This is a genomic window from Actibacterium sp. D185-2, assembly GCF_054954595.1.
This window is the reverse complement of the sequence record NZ_JBPWNX010000003.1, coordinates 219,485-240,176: the sequence shown is the minus strand read 5'-3', so window position 1 is coordinate 240,176 and position 20,692 is coordinate 219,485. Positions and strand designations below refer to the sequence as shown.

The 20,692-nt window shown below is 66.5% G+C and carries 24 protein-coding genes; 1 reads left to right on the top strand and 23 read right to left on the bottom strand.

Translation table 11 applies throughout. The features are described 5' to 3' along the window. Positions 1 to 32 precede the first annotated feature (32 nt). The 19 genes from ACSR1C_RS07800 to ruvC form a co-directional block, all read right to left on the bottom strand. Positions 33 to 776, bottom strand: coding sequence for a LytTR family DNA-binding domain-containing protein (locus ACSR1C_RS07800; protein WP_460258736.1), 744 nt, complete (start codon positions 774 to 776; stop codon positions 33 to 35). Positions 777 to 1,023: 247 nt separating this feature from the next. After that, positions 1,024 to 1,926, bottom strand: coding sequence for a bifunctional methylenetetrahydrofolate dehydrogenase/methenyltetrahydrofolate cyclohydrolase FolD (gene folD, locus ACSR1C_RS07795; RefSeq protein ID WP_460258737.1), 903 nt, complete (start codon positions 1,924 to 1,926; stop codon positions 1,024 to 1,026). Beyond that, positions 1,923 to 2,249, bottom strand: coding sequence for a chorismate mutase (locus ACSR1C_RS07790; protein WP_460258738.1), 327 nt, complete (start codon positions 2,247 to 2,249; stop codon positions 1,923 to 1,925). Before ACSR1C_RS07790 ends, folD begins: the two co-directional genes overlap by 4 nt. 65 nt (positions 2,250 to 2,314) lie before the next feature. Then, positions 2,315 to 3,991, bottom strand: a complete 1,677-nt coding sequence (locus ACSR1C_RS07785) for a formate--tetrahydrofolate ligase (RefSeq protein WP_460258739.1) — start codon at positions 3,989 to 3,991, stop codon at positions 2,315 to 2,317. 253 nt (positions 3,992 to 4,244) lie between these two features. Then, positions 4,245 to 4,844, bottom strand: coding sequence for an MOSC domain-containing protein (locus tag ACSR1C_RS07780; RefSeq protein WP_460258740.1), 600 nt, complete (start codon positions 4,842 to 4,844; stop codon positions 4,245 to 4,247). Positions 4,845 to 4,917: 73 nt separating this feature from the next. After that, positions 4,918 to 5,640, bottom strand: a complete 723-nt coding sequence (locus ACSR1C_RS07775; RefSeq protein WP_460258741.1) for a methyltransferase domain-containing protein — start codon at positions 5,638 to 5,640, stop codon at positions 4,918 to 4,920. 59 nt (positions 5,641 to 5,699) lie between these two features. Next, entirely contained in the window at positions 5,700 to 7,613 is a 1,914-nt protein-coding gene (gene ftsH, locus ACSR1C_RS07770; protein WP_460258742.1) for an ATP-dependent zinc metalloprotease FtsH, read from the bottom strand. A 72-nt stretch (positions 7,614 to 7,685) separates the two neighbouring features. Continuing rightward, positions 7,686 to 8,885 (bottom strand): tRNA lysidine(34) synthetase TilS, encoded by a 1,200-nt coding sequence (gene tilS, locus ACSR1C_RS07765; RefSeq protein ID WP_460258946.1) that lies wholly within the window; start codon positions 8,883 to 8,885, stop codon positions 7,686 to 7,688. Between the two features lie 50 nt (positions 8,886 to 8,935). Next, positions 8,936 to 9,781 carry a tol-pal system protein YbgF gene (gene ybgF / locus ACSR1C_RS07760; protein WP_460258947.1) on the bottom strand — a complete coding sequence of 282 codons (846 nt, stop codon included), beginning with the start codon at positions 9,779 to 9,781 and terminating at the stop codon, positions 8,936 to 8,938. 16 nt (positions 9,782 to 9,797) lie between these two features. Beyond that, on the bottom strand, positions 9,798 to 10,304 hold the full coding sequence (gene pal, locus ACSR1C_RS07755; RefSeq protein WP_460258743.1) for a peptidoglycan-associated lipoprotein Pal: 507 nt from the start codon (positions 10,302 to 10,304) through the stop codon (positions 9,798 to 9,800). 77 nt (positions 10,305 to 10,381) lie between these two features. Further along, positions 10,382 to 11,704: a Tol-Pal system beta propeller repeat protein TolB gene (tolB, locus tag ACSR1C_RS07750; RefSeq protein WP_460258948.1), complete on the bottom strand. Its 1,323-nt coding sequence runs from the start codon at positions 11,702 to 11,704 to the stop codon at positions 10,382 to 10,384. Next, positions 11,704 to 12,870: an energy transducer TonB gene (locus ACSR1C_RS07745; protein ID WP_460258744.1), complete on the bottom strand. Its 1,167-nt coding sequence runs from the start codon at positions 12,868 to 12,870 to the stop codon at positions 11,704 to 11,706. The genes tolB and ACSR1C_RS07745 overlap by 1 nt, the downstream gene beginning before the upstream one ends. Before the next feature lie 11 nt (positions 12,871 to 12,881). Then, the gene (gene tolR / locus ACSR1C_RS07740) at positions 12,882 to 13,352 is read right to left on the bottom strand and encodes a protein TolR (protein WP_460258745.1); all 471 of its coding nucleotides are present in this window, start codon (positions 13,350 to 13,352) and stop codon (positions 12,882 to 12,884) included. A 3-nt stretch (positions 13,353 to 13,355) separates the two neighbouring features. Next, positions 13,356 to 14,051, bottom strand: coding sequence for a protein TolQ (gene tolQ, locus ACSR1C_RS07735; protein ID WP_460258746.1), 696 nt, complete (start codon positions 14,049 to 14,051; stop codon positions 13,356 to 13,358). Positions 14,052 to 14,156: 105 nt separating this feature from the next. After that, complete coding sequence (ybgC, locus tag ACSR1C_RS07730) at positions 14,157 to 14,552, bottom strand: tol-pal system-associated acyl-CoA thioesterase (RefSeq protein WP_460258747.1); 396 nt, start codon at positions 14,550 to 14,552, stop codon at positions 14,157 to 14,159. Continuing rightward, entirely contained in the window at positions 14,549 to 15,175 is a 627-nt protein-coding gene (locus tag ACSR1C_RS07725; RefSeq protein ID WP_460258748.1) for a hypothetical protein, read from the bottom strand. The genes ybgC and ACSR1C_RS07725 overlap by 4 nt, the downstream gene beginning before the upstream one ends. Before the next feature lie 64 nt (positions 15,176 to 15,239). Continuing rightward, positions 15,240 to 16,268 (bottom strand): Holliday junction branch migration DNA helicase RuvB, encoded by a 1,029-nt coding sequence (gene ruvB, locus ACSR1C_RS07720; protein WP_460258749.1) that lies wholly within the window; start codon positions 16,266 to 16,268, stop codon positions 15,240 to 15,242. Positions 16,269 to 16,342: 74 nt separating this feature from the next. Further along, positions 16,343 to 17,023 (bottom strand): Holliday junction branch migration protein RuvA, encoded by a 681-nt coding sequence (ruvA, locus tag ACSR1C_RS07715; RefSeq protein WP_460258750.1) that lies wholly within the window; start codon positions 17,021 to 17,023, stop codon positions 16,343 to 16,345. Further along, entirely contained in the window at positions 17,020 to 17,523 is a 504-nt protein-coding gene (gene ruvC / locus ACSR1C_RS07710; RefSeq protein WP_460258751.1) for a crossover junction endodeoxyribonuclease RuvC, read from the bottom strand. Before ruvC ends, ruvA begins: the two co-directional genes overlap by 4 nt. A gap of 323 nt (positions 17,524 to 17,846) precedes the next feature. Here ruvC and ACSR1C_RS07705 point away from each other — a divergent pair, with 323 nt between their 5' ends. Continuing rightward, positions 17,847 to 18,035 carry a DUF1127 domain-containing protein gene (locus ACSR1C_RS07705; protein ID WP_460258752.1) on the top strand — a complete coding sequence of 63 codons (189 nt, stop codon included), beginning with the start codon at positions 17,847 to 17,849 and terminating at the stop codon, positions 18,033 to 18,035. A gap of 110 nt (positions 18,036 to 18,145) precedes the next feature. Here the strand turns inward: ACSR1C_RS07705 and ACSR1C_RS07700 are convergent, their stop codons facing one another. The 4 genes from ACSR1C_RS07700 to msrA form a co-directional block, all read right to left on the bottom strand. After that, positions 18,146 to 18,493: a hypothetical protein gene (locus ACSR1C_RS07700; protein ID WP_460258753.1), complete on the bottom strand. Its 348-nt coding sequence runs from the start codon at positions 18,491 to 18,493 to the stop codon at positions 18,146 to 18,148. A gap of 71 nt (positions 18,494 to 18,564) precedes the next feature. Next, complete coding sequence (locus ACSR1C_RS07695) at positions 18,565 to 19,434, bottom strand: 50S ribosomal protein L11 methyltransferase (RefSeq protein ID WP_460258754.1); 870 nt, start codon at positions 19,432 to 19,434, stop codon at positions 18,565 to 18,567. Positions 19,435 to 19,470: 36 nt separating this feature from the next. Next, entirely contained in the window at positions 19,471 to 20,034 is a 564-nt protein-coding gene (locus tag ACSR1C_RS07690; protein WP_460258755.1) for an AAA family ATPase, read from the bottom strand. Further along, positions 20,035 to 20,685 (bottom strand): peptide-methionine (S)-S-oxide reductase MsrA, encoded by a 651-nt coding sequence (msrA, locus tag ACSR1C_RS07685; RefSeq protein ID WP_460258756.1) that lies wholly within the window; start codon positions 20,683 to 20,685, stop codon positions 20,035 to 20,037. Positions 20,686 to 20,692: the final 7 nt, after the last annotated feature.

The window sequence follows — 20,692 nt, the reverse complement described above, 5'->3', positions numbered from 1 at the left end:
CACTGTGGCGGCAAAGCCGCGTTGCGCGCCCCCTAGATCAGCCCCCGCGCGGCAACCACGGCGCGGAAATTGCGGCTGACTGGCACGGTGCTGCCATCCTCCAGCGTCAGGAACAGCCGCCCATTGTCATAAAGATGCCCGATCACCGCAGGCACCGCCACCCAATGCGAGCGATGCACCTGCAGCCCGTCCGCACCGTCCAGTTCGGCCATCGCATCCGAAAACCGCATCAGCAGCCGCGCCTCGCCCTTGTCGGTATACACGGCGACATAGTGATCCCCCGCCGAGCAGCGGATCAGCCGCCCCCGCAGCCCCGGATCGACCCGCTCCATCAGGCGCGGTGTGGCCACCGGCGGCAGGGACGACGCCCCGGACACCAATGACCGGAAGGCCGTAACGCCCACGCCCACGATAAAGATCAGAAACATCATCTCGGGCACCGTGGGCACCCGGTTCGACGTATCGGCCGAGATATAGTCAGTGAACATCACCAAAGGCACCGCCAGCAGAACCGACATCACCCCCGACGTTACCAGCGACACCCCCCAATAGCCCGAATCGCGCATCACCCGCCGTACCGCCATCCGCACGGTCTGACCGCACAGAATCGACAGGCCGACCACGGTCGCCCAATAGAACACCCGCTTGAGCAGCGGCAGCCCTTCATATGTGCCGAACGGCCCGGAATAGGACACCAAAACCGTGACCAGAACCCAGGACAGCACCGGCCCGGGCGCCCAGAGCGCGGCCTTCAACTCACGTAAGAACGAGGTCATGAACCTCCTCCGAAACCAACAAAACCACCAACCACGCGCAGCAACTGTTTCAGGCAGACGTCGCCAGTCGTCGCGCGACGACAAACACCTGGACCGTCCTTATGCCATGCGCGGGCGACATGCGAAAGCAAGCCAAACCTCACCCGGCGCGGCAATACAACGACATATAAGAGCTTGCCCCAAAAGGGTCAGGAATTCCTTACCGCAATATGGAAAACCGTCCACGCCCGCCCGGCGCCCGCCAGGGTCAGGCGGTCAGACCGACCGGCTCGGGCAATCCGTTGGCCCGGCAACAGGCGGTCACCGTGTTGGCCAGAAGGCATGCGATGGTCATCGGCCCCACCCCCCCCGGCACCGGCGTGATCGCGCCTGCCACGCTGGCGGCGCTGGCAAAATCGACATCGCCCACCAGGCGCGTCTTACCCGCGCCCTTTTCGGGGGCCGGTATCCGGTTGATCCCCACGTCGATCACCGTGGCGCCGGGCTTGACCCAGTTGCCGGTGATCATCCCGGGCCGCCCCACCGCGGCCACCAGAATATCCGCCTGACGGCACAGCGCCTCGATCTCGCGGGTGCGCGAATGGGCGATGGTCACGGTGCAACTGTCGCGCAGCAGAAGCTGGGCCATCGGCTTGCCCACGATATTCGAGCGCCCGACCACAACCGCATGCAGGCCCGACAGGCTGCCATGCCGGTCGCGCAGCATCATCAGACAGCCCAACGGGGTGCAGGGCACCATGGCCTTCTGCCCGGTTGCCAGCAGCCCGACATTCGAAATATGAAAGCCATCCACATCCTTGGCCGGATCGATCCGGTTGATCACCAGCCCCTCATCCAGATGAGGCGGCAGCGGCAACTGCACGAGAATCCCGTGAATTTTCGGATCGGCATTCAACCGGTCAAGCAGCGCCAGCAAATCCTGTTCGGACGTGTCCGCAGGCAGCTTATGTTCGAAAGAGGCCATTCCGACCTCGACCGTCTGCTTGCCCTTGTTGCGCACATAGACCTGGCTGGCCGGATCCTCGCCCAGCAGAACCACCGCCAGGCCGGGGGTCAGCCCATGCACTTCTTTCAGCCGGGCGACATGGCCCGCGACCTTGTCGCGCAACCCGGCCGCGAAGGCCTTGCCGTCGATAATCTGGGCTGTCACGGCTTGCTATCCTTTTCCTCGGTCCCGGCGGATGGGCCCAGCACGCGCTCTTCGCGGGCGATCGACCATTCAACCAAGGCGCGCCACAGCGTCTCGGCCAGATCGGGGTCCAGCCCGGCGGCATCCGCGTTGCGGCGGGCGTTGGCGACCACCTCTTCGACCCGCGCGTCGATCCGCGCGGCCATGCCTTCGGCCGGTTTCAGCACCGCCGCCCGGTCGATATAGCCGGCCCGGCGGGCAAGCAGGGCAATCAGGTCCCGGTCCAGCAGATCGATCTGCTGGCGCAATTGCTGCATTGTGGCGCAGTCCTGGGGGGGGATCATTCCGGTGCTCCGATCAGTTTCGGCAGCTCTCTCTTAGGTCAGCCGGGGCCAAGCCTCAAGTCCAGTCAGAACAGCCCCTCGATCTGGCCCAGATCGTTCAGGCCGATCGCCTCGGCCGCGGGGTGGCGGGGCAGGCCCGGCATGGTCATGATCTCGCCGCAGATCGCCACGACGAAACCGGCCCCCGCGCTCAGCCGCACCTCGCGCACCGGCACGATAAAGCCGTCTGGCGCGCCGCGCTGCGTGGGGTCGGTGGTAAAGGAATACTGCGTTTTGGCCATGCAGACCGGCAGCGTCCCGTAACCCGCCTGTTCCCACTCGCGCAGCTGCGTCCGGATCGCCGGCCCCGCCACCACGCCATCGGCGCGATAGATGCGTTTGCCGATGGTTTCGATCTTGTCAAAGAGCGCCATATCGTCGGGATAGAGCGGCGCGAAATTACCCGTATCCGCATCCGCGATCATGGCCACATGGCGGGCCAGTTCCTCGGCCCCGGCGCCGCCCTCGGCCCAGTGGCGGCACAGGATCGCCTCGGTTCCCTGCGCGGCGGCATAGTCCCGCACGGCGGCGATCTCGGCCTCGGTGTCGGCCGCGAAATGGTTGATCGCCACGACCACGGGCACCCCGAACTGTTTGATATTCTCGATGTGGCGGCCCAGATTGGCGCAGCCCGCTGTCACCGCCGCCACATCCTCGGCCCCCAGATCGGCCCGCGCCACGCCGCCGTTCATCTTCAGCGCCCGTACCGTGGCCACCAGCACCACCGCCGCCGGCGCCAGCCCGGCCTTGCGGCATTTGATGTTCATGAACTTCTCGGCCCCCAGATCGGCGCCGAACCCGGCCTCGGTCACCACGTAATCGGCCAGTTTCAGCGCCGTAGTGGTGGCCACAACCGAATTGCAGCCATGCGCGATATTGGCGAACGGGCCGCCATGCACGAAGGCCGGGGTGTGTTCCAGCGTCTGCACCAGATTGGGCTGCATCGCCTCTTTCAGCAGCACGGTCATCGCGCCGTCGGCCTTCAGGTCGCGGCAGCGGATCGGCGCGCGGTCACGGGTGTAGCCCACGATGATATCGCCCAGCCGGCGCTGCAGATCATCCAGATCGCGCGCCAGACACAGGATCGCCATCACCTCGGACGCCACGGTGATGTCGAACCCGGTCTGGCGCGGAAAGCCGTTGGCGACGCCGCCCAGGCTGGTCACCACGTCGCGCAGCGCGCGATCGTTCATGTCCAGCACCCGGCGCCAGACCACCCGGCGCTGATCGATCTCCAGCGCATTGCCCCAATAGATGTGGTTGTCGATCATCGCGGCCAGCAAGTTGTGCGCGGCCGTGATGGCATGGAAATCGCCGGTGAAATGCAGGTTCATCGCCTCCATCGGCACGACCTGGGCAAAGCCGCCGCCCGCCGCCCCGCCCTTCATCCCGAAACAGGGGCCAAGGCTGGCCTCGCGGATGCAGATCGCGGCACGCTTGCCGATCCGGTTCAGTGCGTCCCCCAGCCCGACGGTGGTGGTGGTCTTGCCTTCACCCGCGGGCGTCGGGTTGATCGCGGTGACCAGGATCAGCCGGCCATTGGGGCGGCCCGCAAGCGACGCGATAAAGCCCGCGTCCAGCTTGGCCTTGTCATGACCGTAGGGGGCCAGATGCGCGGGCGGGATGCCCAGCTTTGCGCCGATTTCCTGTATCGGCAACTTTTGCGCGGCGCGCGCGATCTCGATATCGGTCTTATGTGCCATTCCGACCCTTTCCTGACATTCCGGCCCCGTCCCGTCGGTCATACGCCGACCCGCGCGCCGGGGGCACCGCATTTCCGACCTTCGCCCGAGGATAAGCGCCGTGCGGCGACGGAACCGGGGCACCGCCGCGCGCGTTGACCCGGCAAGACAGGAAAGGAACCGCCATGAAATCCGCTGCCATCCTCATTCATCTGGCCTTCGCCACCGGGCTTGCCGCCGGCGCCACGCTGTTGCTGGCGATCTGAGGCCCCGGTCACGCCCCGCGCGCGGCGTCCAGATGCGGCCAGACCGGCTGATCCGGGATATGCAGGGTCAGGCGGTCGCCCCGGCGCAGCACGCCTTCGCGCTCGACCCAGGCGGTGACGCCACGCCGGCCCGCCGCCGCCGGTTTGAACGTACGCCCGGCGCCGGGCAACATACCTTCGATCACCTTCGCGGGCAGCAGGCAGGGCCGGTTTTCCATATCCACCACAAGGGTCGTGCCGGTTTCGGACTGAAGCCGGGCCGAGGGCGGAACATGGCTGAAATCGGGAATGCCCGCGATCACCATCGACGCGCCCAGCCAGGCCGGATCCAGCCGCGCCACGCCCATCTTTTCCGCGATCGCGGCCAGTTCCTCGGCCGACAGGATCGAGAATTGCCGCACATTGCGGATTTCCGTGCCGCGCGGATGTTGCGACACCACGCGCGAACAGGCAGGCCGCGTCAGCCCGGCATGGGCCTCGCCCGCGACCCCGGCAAATGTGGCGTGCACCTCGTCCAGCGGCGTGGCGGTCAAGCTGGCGTCGCGGTCGGCGACCCTGCCCAGCCAGATGATTTCGGCGCTGAAGGCGGTGGGCTTGAGGGCGGGCATCGGCAATCTCCGGGCTGTGACCGGGTCAGAATGCGTCAGCCACGCCCGCGCTTCAAACCAAAGCTGGCCGAGATCAGCACGTTAGCGTGAAAAACAGTCGCCGGAAGGGGAACAGAACGCCGCCATCGGGCGCAGACGGATAGGCGGTGGCCAGCGCCGCCTCATATTCCGCGACAAAGCGCGCCAGTTCCGGCGTGCTCATCCGGGCCGCGAACGGGCGCAGGGCGGTGGATTCGGTGAACCGGCGCACCGGGTGGCCGGTCTCGACCGGGGCCAGCGGCTGCACATAGTCGGTTTCCCAGACCGACACCGCGCCCAAAGGCACCAGCATCCGGTGATAGGTTGCGGGCGGCGCGACCGGCGCGGTCCAGCCGCTGAAATCAAACCGGTCGGGAAACAGGCGCTGCGCGGTCTCGCGCATCAGGGTATGCGAAGGCGCGCCGAATTGCCTGGGCATCTGCACCGCCAATGTACCGCCCGGCGCCAGCATCCCGGCCAACCGGGCGAACAGCGCCGGGTGATCGGGCAGCCACTGGCACAGCGCGTTGGAAAAGATCAGCGCGGGCGGCGCATCGGGCATCCAGACGGCTGCATCGGCCCGGGCCAGCGCGGTGTAGTCGCCGGTCTGCGCCGCCGTCGCCAGCATTGCGGGCGAGGCATCGACCCCGATCAGCGCCGCCCCGGCAAAGCGCTGCCGCAGCGCCGCACCCACCGCCCCGGTCCCGCATCCCAGATCGACCACATCGCCTGCGGGAAGCGGCGGCACCTGCGCCAGCAGATCCAGCGCCGGACGCAAACGAAAACCCCGAAACCTGGCATAGGTTTCGGGGTTCCAGTCGTTTTGTGCGGTCCGGCTCAGACCGACGGCTCCGGCTCCAACCCGCTGTCGGGCTTTGGTTTGGTGGTTTTCGGGATCGCCGTGACCGACGGCGCGCTGCCGCTGTCGGGCGGTGTGTCTTCATCATCGCCCCGCTTCAGCGCCTCGCCGGCGATCACGCGGGTGATCTCGTTACCGGTCAGCGTCTCATATTCCAGCAGGCCCTGCGCAAGGCGATGCAGTTCCTCGCTCTTTTCGGTCAGGATCCGCTTGGCGGTCTCATAGCCCGCATCGACGATCTTGCGGACCTCTTCGTCGATCTTCTCCTGGGTTTCGGGCGAGGCGTTGGCCTGACCCTGGTAATTTCCAAGATAGGACTGCTGCTCGTTGGCATAGTCGATATTGCCCAGCGTTTCGGACATGCCGAACTGCGTCACCATCGCGCGGGCGATACGGGTCACCTGCTGAATGTCGGACGCCGCGCCCGAGGTCACGTTCTCTTTGCCGAAGATCAGCTCTTCGGCCACCTTGCCACCCATCGCCATCGCGATCTTGGAGGTGTACTTGGTGTAGGTCACGCTCAACTGATCGCGCTCGGGCAGCGACAGCACAAGGCCAAGTGCCCGACCGCGCGGGATGATCGTCGCCTTGTGGATCGGGTCATGCTGCGGCACGTTCAGGCCGACGATGGCATGGCCGGCCTCGTGATAGGCGGTCAGTTTCTTTTCGTCCTCGGACATCACCATGCTGCGGCGCTCGGCCCCCATCATGACCTTGTCCTTGGCGCTTTCGAAATCTTCCATCGTCACGAAACGGCGGCCGATACGGGCGGCCATCAGCGCGGCCTCGTTCACCAGGTTGGCCAGATCGGCACCCGAAAAGCCCGGCGTGCCGCGCGCGATGATGCGCAGATCGACATCGGGGCCCAGCGGCACCTTGCGCGCATGAACGCCAAGGATCTTCTCGCGGCCCTTGATGTCGGGGTTGGGCACCTGAATCTGGCGGTCGAACCGGCCCGGACGCAGCAGCGCGGGGTCCAGCACGTCGGGGCGGTTGGTGGCCGCGACGATGATGATGCCCTCGTTTGCCTCGAACCCGTCCATTTCGACCAGAAGCTGGTTCAGCGTCTGTTCGCGCTCGTCATTGCCGCCGCCATAGCCGACGCCACGCGACCGGCCCACGGCGTCGATCTCATCAATAAAGACGATGCAGGGCGCGTTCTTCTTGGCCTGCTCGAACATGTCGCGCACGCGGCTTGCGCCCACACCGACGAACATTTCAACGAAGTCGGAGCCCGAGATGGTGAAGAAGGGCACGCCCGCCTCGCCCGCGATCGCGCGCGCCAGCAGCGTCTTACCGGTGCCCGGAGGGCCGACCAGAAGCGCGCCTTTCGGGATCTTGCCGCCCAGACGGCTGAATTTCTGCGGGTTGCGCAGGAATTCGACGATCTCTTCCAGCTCTTCCTTGGCCTCGTCGATGCCGGCGACGTCGTCGAACGTCACCCGGCCATGCTTTTCGGTCAGCAGCTTGGCGCGCGACTTGCCAAAGCCCATCGCGCCGCCCTTGCCGCCGCCCTGCATGCGGTTCATCAGGAAAATCCAGATACCGATCAACACAAGGAACGGCAGCAGCGTACCGACATAGGCCAGCAGCCCGTTGCGTTCCTGCGGTTCGGCGGTCACGTCCACGTTCTTGGCAACCAGACGGTCGGTCAGGTCCACGCCCTGCGGGATGATCGCAGTCGAAGTCGACCCGTCATTGCCACGGATCAGCGCCTTTTCCCCATCCAGCCTGACGGCGGACACCTCGCCCGCGTCGACGCTGTCCAGAAATTCGGTATAGCTGATGGTCTGCGACGACATCGTCGTCTGACCGCCACTGAACAGGTTGAACAAAGCCAGGATCAGTAGGAACAGAACGACCCAAAAGGCGATGTTTCTCGCGTTGCCCACGGCATACTCCTTGAACTCAAGGGCCGGCGGCAGGCCGACCATCCCTCTAAAATAGAGATAAGCGGCTCAGGTTCAATGCGATATCAGCGTTTCGGCAAAGCTCTGGGTGCCCTGCGCCAATTCGGCGCGCCAGCCGTTTGCCAGACCGGCCAGCGGGGCGGCGACCAATTCATCGCCGCGCCAGACCGCCGGCGTGGCCAAAAGCGACGCGCGCGGCAGCCCGGTGCCGCGCCAGGCGGGACAGACGCGCAGCCCCGCCTGCCCCAGCGCGCGCAGCTCTAACCCCTTGTCCGGCGGGCCGGAAAGCCGCCAGCGGCGATCCCACAGCACATCCGGCGCACAGGTGGTATCGCGGACCGCGCTGTATTCGCGGGTGATGCGGATCTGCCCGTGCGACGGGATCATCAGACAGCCATGCAGGCTGCGCGACGCGCCCGCCAGAACCTGCGCATAATTTTCGGTCAGGGCGCCCAGACGCGGGCGGTATTCAGCCGAGGCCACCCAGCACAGCGCGTGGGCCACAAGCCGCAGCTGCGTCTCGCGCGGGGCGTTCAGCAACGCGCCGCACTGCAATACGACATCACCGCGATCCGTCGCGGCCGCCGCCTGCGCCACGTCGCGGGCCAGTCTTTCAAGGGCTTCGCGGGCCAGTGACAGGCGCATGCAGGTGTCGGCCAGACCGTCCGCCGTGATCCCCAGACCGTCCAGAACCGCCAGCGCCCGGCGCGCCCTGACCCGGTCATAGGCCGGATCCTCGTTCGACGGATCGTCGATCCAGCGCTGCCCGATTCCGGTCAGATAACTGCGCAACACGCCCCGGCGCTGGCCCAGCAGGGGCCGCAGCCAGCGCACCCCGTGCGCATGGTGGTCCCCTGCCATCCCCGACAACCCGTCAACGCCCGACCCGCGCGCCAGCCGCATCACAAAGGTTTCGGCCTGATCATCGGCGGTGTGGCCCAGCGCGACGGCGTCGATCCCGCGCGCGCGCGCCCAATCGGTCATCAGCGCATAGCGCGCCCGGCGGGCCTGATCCTGCAGGTTGCCCTGCCCCTTCCAGTCCGACCATTTCAAGATGTCATGCGGCACACCCAGCCGCGCGCAGGTTCCGGCGACGAAAGCGGCCTCTTGCGCCGCGTCGGGGCGCAGCCCGTGATCGACCGTGACCGCAGCCACTGGCACCCCCGCACCCGCCGCCCAGTCGCGCACCAGATGCAACAGCGCCAGCGAATCACCCCCGCCGGACACCGCCACGCCAAGCCGCGCGGGCGGCATCGGGTCCAGACAGGCCGCAAGGGCCGCGGACAAGGCCGGATTGGCCGGGCTCAATGACACCCGAACGTGTTGCGCGCGGCGGTGGCGTCGAACGTGATCGCCGCATCGGGGAACCGGGTGCCGACCTCGCCCAGCGTCACACAGGCTTCGCGGGTCTGGCCCAGCCCCTGCAGCGCCATACCCAGTCGGTACAGCGCGTCGGGGGCTTTCGGGCCGTTCGGCGCGCCCGAAAAGCTTTCGAGAAAGGCGCGCGCCGCGTCGGCGGTCTGGCCGGTCTGGCTCAGTGCCTCGCCGCGATAGAAATGCGCGTCCCCGCTCAGCGGTCCGCCCGGATAGGTCTGGGTAAAGGCCGCAAACTGCGTTGCAGCCCCTTGAAAGTCACCGGAATCGAGCGCCGCCTTCGCCCGGTCGAAATCCGCCTGCTCGCCCACGGCCAGTTCGGTGCCGCCGGGGGGGGCGGGGGGGGCGGGCTGGGCGATCGGCGTCGCCGGGGCGCTGGCCTGCCCCGCGCCGCCCAGCGTGGTGGTTTCGCCCAGCGTGCCGATATCGCAGGCGGTTTCCAGCTCGCACAGGCGAAATTCCAGATCGCCGATCCGGTTGGTGCCGTCGCTGACCACCTGATTGATCCGGTATTCCAACTCTTCGGTCTTGGCGGTCAGGCGCTGCATTTCCTGCTCGATCGCATCGACCCGTTGCAGGGTCGAGCCGCCGGCCGTGCCGCCCGCGACCCCGCCGGTGGTGGACAATTCGCGCTTCAGGTGCTGCACGTCCACATAAAGCACCGAAAGCTGCTGACGGATGTCGGCCAGCGTTTCGTCGCGCGACTGCGCGGCGGCGGGCAGCCCCCCCGCGCCGAATGCCAAAATCAGTGAAACGAGTAATGCCGAAAGGCGCATCATGTCAGCCGTCCCCTCAGCTTCCCAGACCAGCGGTCACCACCGTCACCGCGCGGCGGTTCTGGGCATAGCACGCCTCTTGCGAGCAAATCTCGATCGGGCGCTCCTTGCCATAGCTCACGGTGCGCACCCGGTTCGGCGACACCCCGCGCGAGACTAGGTATTCTTCGACCGCGCTGGCCCGGCGCCCGCCCAGCGCAAGGTTGTATTCGCGCGTGCCCTGCTCGTCGGCATGGCCCTCGACGATGGCGCTGTAATCGGTGTTCTGGTTCAGCCAGGTCGCCTGCGCACTCAGCGTGGCGATGGCGGCGTCCGACAGCGTGTGCTGATCGACGGCGAACCAGACGCGGTCGCCCACGGTTTGGTTGAAATAGGCCACCGAGGTGGGGTCGCTGGCGCTGCCCGCGTCAAAGCCCGCGGTGCCCGTGCCGGTGCCACCGGCGGTGTTGAACCGGTCAGGGCTGGAACAGGCCGCCAGGCCCAGCATCGCGACGGCCAGAATGGATTTGGAGAAGGTGTTCATGAACATGTCCTTGTTGTCGTTCTTGGCCCGATTGCGGTGATCTTACCATCCGAGCCAGTGTTTGAAAACGCACGGCGTCAGGGCAACAGCGGCGACCAGGCCGGGTCGGACGCACCGCCCTGCACCGGCACCCGGCGCAGATTGCGGCCCGATATATCCACCGAATACAGCGCCGAGGTTCCCCCCGCCCCCGAGGTTTCGCGGCTGAACATGATCACGCGGCCATTGGGGGCCCAGGTAGGCCCCTCGTCAAGGAACGAGGCGGTGAGCAACCGTTCCTCGGACCCGTCCGTGCGCATCACACCAATATGGAACCGGCCCTGATTCTGCTTGGTAAAGGCGATCATGTCGCCGCGCGGCGACCAGACCGGGGTGGAATAGCGCCCCTGTCCGAAGCTGATCCGCTTCGGCTCGCCCCCGGTTGCCGGCATCACATAAAGCTGTGGCGTGCCCGAACGGTCAGAGGTGAAGACGATGCTGCGCCCGTCGGGCGAATAGCTGGGGCCGGTCTCGATCGACGGGGCCGAGGTCAACTGGGTGCGCTGGCCAGTACTCAGATTCAGCGCATAGATATCGGTGTTGCCGCTGCGCGACAGCGAAAACACCACGGTGCGCCCATCGGGGGCAAAGCGCGGCGCGAAGGTCATCGTGCCCGCCTGATCGTCCAGCACCCGACGTGCCACGCTGGCCACATCCATCAGATAGATCCGCGGAAACCCGGATTCGTAGCTGGTATAAAGCACCCGGTCGCCGGTGGGCGAAAACCGCGGCGCCAGCACCAGCGCGCTGCTTTCGGTCAGGTACTTCAGATTGGCGCCGTCGTAATCCATGATGCCCAGCCGCTTGCGCCGATCGTTCTTGGGCCCGCTTTCGGACACATAGACCACGCGACTGTCGAAATAGCCGCCCTCGCCGGTGATCCGGCTATAGACCTGATCGGCCACCTTGTGCGCCACGCGCCGCCAGGCGTCGGTGGTACCGCCGAATTGCAGCCCCTCGCCCAGCGGGGCCTGGGCGTATACGTCGAACAGCCGGAACTTGACGGTCAGCCGCCCGCCCGCGTCCATCCCGACCGATCCGGTAACCAGCGCCTGCGCGTTGATCGCCTTCCAGTCAGCATATTGCACCGGGCTGTCGAAACTGGTGATCCGGGCGATGAACGCCTCTTGCGGGATTTCGCGGAACAGGCCGGTGCCCGCCAGATCGGCGGCAATGACCCGGCTGATGTTGCGCGCATATTCCGCCGCCTGCGGGGTCTCGGCGACGAAATCGGGCACCGCGAACGGCAACGGTTCGATCACGCCCTCGTCGATGACGATCCGAAGCGGGCCATCCTGCGCACAGGCGGGCGCGGCGGCAAGGCCGGTCAGGGCAAGCAGGAGGGTCAGAACTCGATACATCATTTGATCCTCATTTTCTCCGGATTGAATGTCATTTCAATGTCGCGCCACTGGGTATATTTCGCGGCCGGCAATTCAAAACCGCTCGCGCCACAACGAATGATCGCGCGGCGTGCGGATTCGTAGGTCTGTTTCGCCGCCGTCTCGGACCCGCCCGAGAACGAGATCATCCTGATCGTTTCAGTTTTCGGCTTGCCGTCTTCGGCCATCGACACCCCCACCACGACAGATGTTTTCATCGCCTCGCTCGACAGCGACCCCACGTTCCAGCATTTTCCGACCGCAACCCGCAGCGCGTCGGTTTCGCCCTGGGTCAACGGCGGACCCACCGGCGCGGTTCCACTGCCGGTGGTGTTGGTGGCCCCGCTGGTCAGCGCCTCGGCCAGGGCCGCAGCAATCGGATCGGCGGCAGGGCTGGCGGGTGTGGCCGGCGCCGGGGCGGATGTTTGCGCCGGTTGCGCCGACGGTTTCGCCGCCACCGGGGCGGTGGGGGGCGCCGCGCGGTCGGGCCGGGCGCGCGGCCGGATCGAGGCGGTCACAGCCGTGTCGGGCGCATCGCTTTCCTCGGCCTCGGTCACGATTTCGGTCGCGGCCTCTTCGGGGGCGGTCGATTCCTCGACCGGCGGGGCCGTAAGCTCGGCCTGCTGCGCGGGCTTCGTGGCCTTGACCACCGTATCGTCCACCTTGGCATCGGGCGCGGGCGGCGCGGCAGGCAGCGGCGCCACGCGCGGCACGGGACGCGGGCGTGCGTTTTCCGGCAGCAGCGTCGCGCCGTCATCGGCACTGGGCGGCGCGGGCTGAACCGGCGCCTGATCGGCCACCTCGGTCTCGGGCAGCGGCGCCAGCGCGCTGACATCCGGCGCGGCCTCGGGCGCTGGCGGCGCGGGTTCGGACGGGCGAGGCGTTTCGGGCACGGTATCAGGGATGGGCGTCTGCGCCGGGCGCTCGGGGGCGGACGGGGGCACCGGCACCGGCGCGGGGGCCGCCACCTCGGCGCGCGGGGCCGAGGCCGGCGCCGACAGCGCCGCGAATTCCGCGCCGGACACGATCGACACCTGCGCCACCTCGACGGGTTCGGGCCGGGGCCCGGAGAATACTCCGCCCAGCAACACCCACAGGATCAGGAGGCCGTGCCCGATGCCTGAGATATAGAGGCCCGTTTTCATGCCAGGCTGCCTTATCCGCCCTGCCCGTCCAGGCTGGGCCCGCCGGTCTCTGTCACCAGTCCGATATTGCGGAACCCGGCCGCGTTCAGCGCCCCCATCACCTGCATCACACGCTCATAGGGGATCGCCCCGTCGGCACGCAGGTAAATCCTGTCGCTCTCGCGCTCCGCCGCGATCGCCCGCAGCTTCGGAATCAACTGATCGGCCGGGGTTTCGGTGGTCTGCAATGTGATCTTGCCATCGGTCGACAGAGTGATGGTCAGCGGCTCTTCGGGCTCGGTCGGCAGTGCCTCGGCGGCGGTTTCCGGCAGTTCGACCGGCACACCCACCGTCAACAAGGGGGCCGCGACCATGAAGATGATCAGCAGCACCAGCATCACGTCGACCATCGGCGTGACGTTGATCTCCGACATCGCCGCCGACCGGCCGCGCGACCGACGCCGCCGGTTGCCGCCCTTGCGCTGAATGACCCCCGCCCCCATCGCTCAGGCGTCCAACTGGCGCGACAGGATGGTGGAAAACTCGTCGGCAAAGGCTTCGTACCCGCCGATGATCCGGTCACTGTCCGCCGACAGCTTGTTGTAGAACACCACCGCCGGAATCGCCGCCAGCAGACCCAGCGCCGTGGCCAGCAGCGCCTCGGAAATGCCGGGCGCCACGACGGCCAGATTGGTGTTTTGCTGAATCGCGATTTCCTCGAACGCATTCATGATGCCCCAGACCGTGCCGAACAGCCCGACGAACGGCGCGGTCGACCCGATCGTGGCCAGAAACGGCAACCCGCCATTCAGCCCTTCGGCCTCTTTCGCGATCGCCACATCCATCGAGCGGTCGATGCGCGGCGCGGCACCGGGGATCAGCCCGCCATCCTGCCGGTGGCTGCGGCGCCATTCCATCATGCCGGCCGCAAAGATCCGCTGCGATGCGCCCTCGGGCTCGGGGCCGATCTTGTCGAACAGCTCGTCCAGCGGCTCGCCCGACCAGAACGCCTGATCGAATTCATCGGACTGGCCGCGCGCCTTGCGAAAGGTGATGAGTTTCTGGATGATGATCGCCCAGCTCCAGAAAGAAGCGGCGATCAGAAGGATCATGACGATCTTGACGGCGAAAGTGGCGCGCGCAAAAAGGGCAAGCATGGAGAAGTCGATCTCCTGCGCCATTGCAAGGGTTTGGGGTTCCATCTGCCTGCTCGTTGTTGGGCCGTGTTTATCCGGCTCTGATTAGCCGCGACCTTACAATGTTTTAAGGGGAATTGCCAACACAACCGTGTCATCGCGGCTTTGTGCCTAAGGCTTGATCAGCAATCGGCGAATATCTGCCGGAAGCCGCACCGGCGCGCCGCTTGCGGACAGTGCAACCAGCGTCACACGGGCGGTAAACAGCACCTCTTCGCCGCGTAAAACCCGCTGCATCAGCACCATCCGGGCCCCGCCCATCGCCTCAAGGTCGGTCTCGACCTCCAGCAGATCGTCGAACCGCGCCGGGCGCAGATAATCGGCCTCGACCCGGCGGACGGCAAAGACGATCCCGCGCTCGGCCCGCAGCGCCCCCTGATCGATCCCCAGCCCGCGCACCCATTCGCTGCGCCCGCGCTCGATAAACTTCAGATAATTGGCGTAATAAACGATCCCGGCCAGATCGGTGTCTTCGTAATAGACGCGCAGCGCGAACCGGTGGCTCATTCCATCACCCCTACTCGCGCGGCCAGCCGCAGCGCGTGGCTGGCATCCGCCGCCGCCACCGGCATCACCGGATCATACGCCGCCCGGATCACGGCGGCGATATCGGGGCGCAGAACGGTCAGCCCCTCGGGCGTGTGCGCCAGCGGGCTGCGCGCGGCAAAGGCCGTGTCGGACCACAGCACAATGATCTGCACCATCTGTCCCAGCGCCAGCGTCTCGGCTGGCAGATCGGACAGGGCCGCATCCATGCGGATGAACACGAACGCCGCCTGAATCGCCCCCGAATCGTCGAATCGAAACAGCCGGTACTGATTGGCCCCGCCCGCCTGCAGCCGCGCCACCAGCGGCCCCAGCTCGGGTATCAGCCGGTCCAGATTGGGGGTCTGCAGCAACTCGTCCCAGTCGCGCAAAAAGAACACCATCAGATTGGCGCCCAGCTCGGGGTCGGTCTCGGCCATCTTGTGACCGGCCAGCGTGACCACCGCCTCGCAGGCGCCCTTGATCACGGCCAGCGTCTCCTCCGTCACGCCGAACACAACCGGCGCGATCGGCCGGCCCCAGCGGGCGAACAGATAGGCCCCGTCACCGCGCGTGAACAGCGCCTGAACCTCGTCCGCGGTCATGTCCCATCCCTTCTTCTTGGTCCAAATACTCCCGCCGGAGGCATAGAATCCCGGGCGCGCGCCCTCAACCCTCGAAAAGGTCGCTTTGTCCCGGTGCTTTCGGCGCGGGCAGGCCAAGATGCGCCCAGGCCTTCGCCGCCAGCACCCGGCCGCGCGGGGTGCGCTGGATCAGCCCCTGCTGCAGCAGATAGGGCTCGATCACATCCTCCAGCGCATCGCGGCTTTCCGACAGCGCGGCACACAGCGTTTCCACCCCTACCGGGCCACCGGCGTAATTCTCGGCGATCAGGCTCAGATAGCGCCGGTCGGCCCCGTCCAGCCCCAGATGATCCACCCCCAGCCGGGTCAGCGCATTGTCGGCAATCGCTTCAGTGATCCGGCCGTCGCCCTCGACCACCGCGAAATCCAGCACCCGGCGCAGCAGCCGCCCCGCGATGCGCGGCGTACCGCGGGCGCGTCTGGCAATCTCGCGCGCGCCGCCGGAATCGGCGGGCACCCCCAACATGCGCGCCCCGCGGGTGACGATCTCGTGCAACTCCTCGACCGTATAGAACTGCAGCCGCGTCGGAATGCCGAACCGGTCGCGCAGTGGCGTGGTCAGCAGACCCAGCCGCGTGGTGGCGCCGACCAGGGTGAACGGCTGCAGCTCGATCCGCACGGTGCGCGCGGCGGGGCCTTCACCGATCACCAGATCCAGTTCGTAATCCTCCAGCGCGGGATACAGCACCTCTTCGACAATCGGGCTGAGCCGGTGAATCTCATCGATGAACAGCACATCGCGCGCTTCCAGATTGGTCAGGATCGCCGCCAGATCGCCGGCCTTGGCCAGAACCGGGCCGCTGGTCATGCGGAAATTCACCCCCAGCTCGCGCGCCATGATCTGCGCCAGCGTCGTCTTGCCCAGTCCCGGGGGCCCGTGAAACAGCGCGTGATCCATCGCCTCGCCCCGCATCCTGGCGCTTTCGATAAAGATCTTGAGGTTGGCGCGCGCCTCGGCCTGGCCGATGAATTCGTCCAGTGTCTGCGGCCGCAGCGCGCGGTCGGCATCCTGCGGCTGGGCGTCAGGGCGCAAGGTGGGATCGGGCTGTGCCATTCACCCCCCCGCCTGAAAATTCTTCCCGAAGAATTTTCGTTCGTAAAAATTTTCGTGAAAATTTTTCATCCCCGTCACCCTTTCGGCGCCAGCAGCTTCAGCGCGGCGCGGATCAGTCCGGCCGTATCGGCCTGCGGGTCGGCGCCCGCGGCCTCGGCCACGGCGCGGGCGGCCTCCGACGGGGCGTAGCCCAGATTCCCCAGCGCCGACAAGGCCTCGGCCTGGGCCGATGCGGCGGGCGCCGATTGCGGTGCGAACACTGGTGCGGCGGCGGCCTCGTCAATCACGGCCATATCGGCGCTGGCGGGCACCGCCCCCATCGCCGCCGTCAGCCCGGCGCCCATCGCCATCACCGTGGGCGCCTTGTCCTTCAGCTCCATCGCGACGCGCTGCGCGATCTTGGGGCCGATGCCGGGGGCGGATTTCAGCGCGGCCCAGTCACCCAGCGCAATCGCCCGGCCGACGCCATCGGGGCCAAGCGCGCCCAGAATCGCCATCGCCGCTTTCGCACCGACGCCCTGGACACTCATCAACAGACGGTGCCATTCCTTTTCAGCCAAGGTCGGAAACCCGAAAAGCTGCAACAGATCCTCGCGCACCAAAAGCTCGGTAAACAGCGCCACAGCCTCGCCCACGCCCGGCAGCCCGGCCATGGTCCGGTCCGACACATGCACCACATACCCCACGCCGCGCACGTCGATCAGCACATGATCCGCGCCGCGATACTCCAGCCGTCCCGAAATTTTGCCGATCATGACGCCCGCCTGACCGCCGCCGCCAGCCGCCCGGCGCTTTGCGCGTGATGGGCATGACACAGCGCAATGGCCAGCGCATCCGCCGCATCCGGCCCGGCGATCTGCACCCCCGGCAGTTGCAGCCGCACCATATGATCGATCTGGCGCTTGTCGGCATGGCCTACGCCAACCACGGCCTTCTTGACCGCGTTGGGGGCGTATTCGCCCACCGTCAGCCCCGCCTGCGCCGGCACCAAAAGCGCGATCGCCCGCGCCTGGCCCAGCTTCAGCGTGGCCACACCATCCTTGTTGACGAAGGTCTGCTCGACTGCGGCCATGTCCGGTGCGAAGCGCGCGACCACCTCGGTCAGTTGCGTATGCAGCGACAGCAGCCGCTGCGCCAGATCGCCCGTCGCCGTGTGGCAAATGCCGTTGGCCACATGGGAAATGCGCGATCCGGTCGCCTCGATCACACCCCAGCCCATGTTGCGAAGCCCAGGGTCCACCCCCAAAACACGCATGCTCGCCCCGTTTCTTGTGTCATTGGGGACGAAGTAGCACGAAAAGCGAACATCGGCCAGAACGAATGCAGACCCGACGCCGCCCCCGCCCGGCGCGCGCAGTGGGAAAATCTGCGGAAACAAGCGGGCAGCGCCCCATACACGGCAAGAACGACGCGGGTTTTTACATTTTGTAACAGACTGTTGACAAATCACCCGACATGCAGCGGACGCATGCGAGCCATGCAAAAGTCGCGGCTTGTCCTTGGGTCATCAGGGCCTTAGATGCCCGAGTGGGAATAGTTTTCACTTTGCCCTTATTTTAATCAAACGAGACGAGTCCAATGGCTGCGAATGACACCACACGCCCCCTCGCCGGTGGCCGCCATGCTGCAGGCCCCCTGAACCGCATCTTCGTCGGGATCATCAGTTGGAACAACGCGCGCATTACCCGCAACGCGCTGGAAAAGCTGTCCGACCATGAACTGGACGATATCGGCCTGACCCGCGGCGATATCGACAGAATTGCCTGACCCCGACCGGCCCCGCAGACAAGTAAAACCCCGCCCGGCAGATGCCAGGGCGGGGTTTTACTTGCGCATCTGCCCCGGCACCCGCAGGCCGCCTTCAGCAGATATTCGTCTTACACAGGTTTTCTCAGCAACTCGCCCAGAACGTCCGCAAGCCACACAGTGACCTGATCGGGCTGCATCACATAGGCGCCGATCATTTCGACCCGCGTCCCGTCCTGCAGCCGTGCAATCCGGTCGCGGTAATCGCCTTCACCGATCTGCATCAGCAACACCGCTTTCAACAGCAGACCTGACACCAGCAGCAATACCAGCGGGCGCATAAGGCTCACCCGCTGGGGCTTGCCCCGGTAAAACGACCGGCCAAGCGTTCCGCTCGCCTCGAACCCACCGCCGCGACGGTGAATGCGCTCAATCCGGCGCAGGCGTCCTTGAAATTCCTGATAGCCCGGGTCGGTCATACCAATAACTCCTACCGGCCCCCACAAAGGCGAATATGCGGTAGAAACAAGGCAAAATTAGGGCGATCATATCAGGTTTTGCGAAGACAAAGCGTGGTCCAGTCGCCGATTTCTTCGCGGTTGTGAACGATAAAGCCGTTTTTGCCATAGGCGGCCGCGACCTCATCGGCCTGCGGGTTCAGGATACCCGACAGAACCGCATAGCCGCCGGGCGCCACGTTGCGCCCCATATCGGGGGCCAGCGCCACCAGCGGACCCTTGAGGATATTGGCGAAGACCAGATCGAACGGTGCCGCCGCGATCAGATCGGGATGGTCGAAACCCGCCGCCTCGACGCAGCGCACGCGGCCGGTCAGCCCGTTGCAGGCCACATTCGCCGCGGCCACGTCGACCGCGACCTGATCGATGTCGCTGGCCAGCACCGGTTCGGGCCAGATTTTCGCCGCCGCCATCGCCAGCACGGCGGTGCCGCAGCCAATGTCGGCCACGTTGCGGCCGGTGAACCCAGCAGCCGCCAGCCGGTCCAGCGCCCGCAGACAGCCCAGCGTGGTGCCGTGATGCCCGGTGCCGAAAGCCATCGCCGCCTCGATCAGCAGGGCCACGGCATCCGCCGGCACCTTGTCGGCGTCATGGCTGCCATAGACGAAAAAGCGCCCGGCCTCGACCGGGGCCAGTTCGCGCCGGACCTTGGCGACCCAATCGACCTCGGGCAGTTCCGAAATGGTGAAATCGCGGGCCCCGTGCATCGCCGCCAACAGCGCCAGCCCCGCGGCATCGGGGGTTTCGGTAAAATAGCCGCCCACTTCCCACAGGCCCGAGTCATCCTCGATCTCGAACACGCCGACGCCCGAGGGCTCGGGCGTCAGACGTTCAAGCGCTTCGCCCAGCGCTTCGGCTGCGGCTTTTCCGGCAAGGGTGGTCAGGGCGGTGAATGTGGGCATCTGGGGCGGCTCCGGCTGCGATATCTGCCCCTGCGCCTAGGCGTCCGTGCGGCAATGGTCAAGCGCGTCGATGGTCTGTCGCACCAGGGCATCGACCGGCTGGGCCGCATCCAGGCGGATGACGGGGCAGGTCAGCTCCTCCAGCCACAGATCATGAAGCCGCTGGCTGCGCCCGGTGAAATGCGGATCGTCATAGCGCATCGCCCAGTCCAGAAAACTGCGGAACGCCGTCGCCCGTGTGCCGCCCGGCCCGATCGCGGCACCGTAACGCTGCCGTTCACGCGCGCGCAGCCGGGCCAGCCGGATCCCGGACGGAAGCGTCAGAAACACCACATGGGTCAGCCGCGGGATCGCCGGATCGCCCCAACCGGCGAACGAACCCGACAGCACCCAATCGGTACGCGGCAGAAACAACTCTTCCATCATCATCAGCCGCTCGGCCACCGGGCGCTTTTCCCGGAACGGCGGATCAGTCGGTCGCCAATAGAAATCGTCGGTGTCAAACGCCTGACTGGCCAGAACCGAGGCCAGCGCACGCGCAAGTGTAGAGGTGCCGGAACCGCTGGCACCCAAAACGTGGATGCGCAGCCCCTGCCCCATCTACACCCCCGTTCCGATCGGGCAGGTCACGCCGGTGCCGCCCAGCCCGCAATAGCCGCCGGGGTTCTTGGCCAGATACTGCTGGTGCTCGGCCTCGGCGTAATAAAAATCCGCCGCCGGGGCGATCTCGGTGGTGATGGGGCCCAGCCCGGCACTGTCCAGCCGCTGCTGAAACACCTGCCGACTGTCCTGTGCGGCCTGCGCCTGCGCGGCGTCGAAGGTGAAGATGGCGGACCGGTATTGCGTGCCCATGTCGTTGCCCTGCCGCATCCCCTGGGTCGGGTCGTGCCCTTCCCAGAAGACGCGCAGCAGGCCGGTATAGCCGATCACCGCCGGGTCATAGATCACGCGCACGACCTCGGTATGACCGGTGCGGCCGGTGCAGGTTTCCGCATAGGTGGGGTTGGGGGTATAGCCCCCGGCGTAGCCGACCATAGTCAGCCACACGCCATCCAACTGCCAGAACAACCGCTCGACACCCCAGAAACAGCCCATGCCGAAAATCGCCTGTTCCATGCCCTGCGGCACCGGCGCCTTCAGCGGGCGGGCACTGAGGAAATGGGTTTCGGCGGTTGCGATCGGATCGGGCCGACCCGGCAAGGCCGCAGCCGAGGGCACCATTTCAGCCTTTTTGCGCACGAATCCGAACATTTGCTCC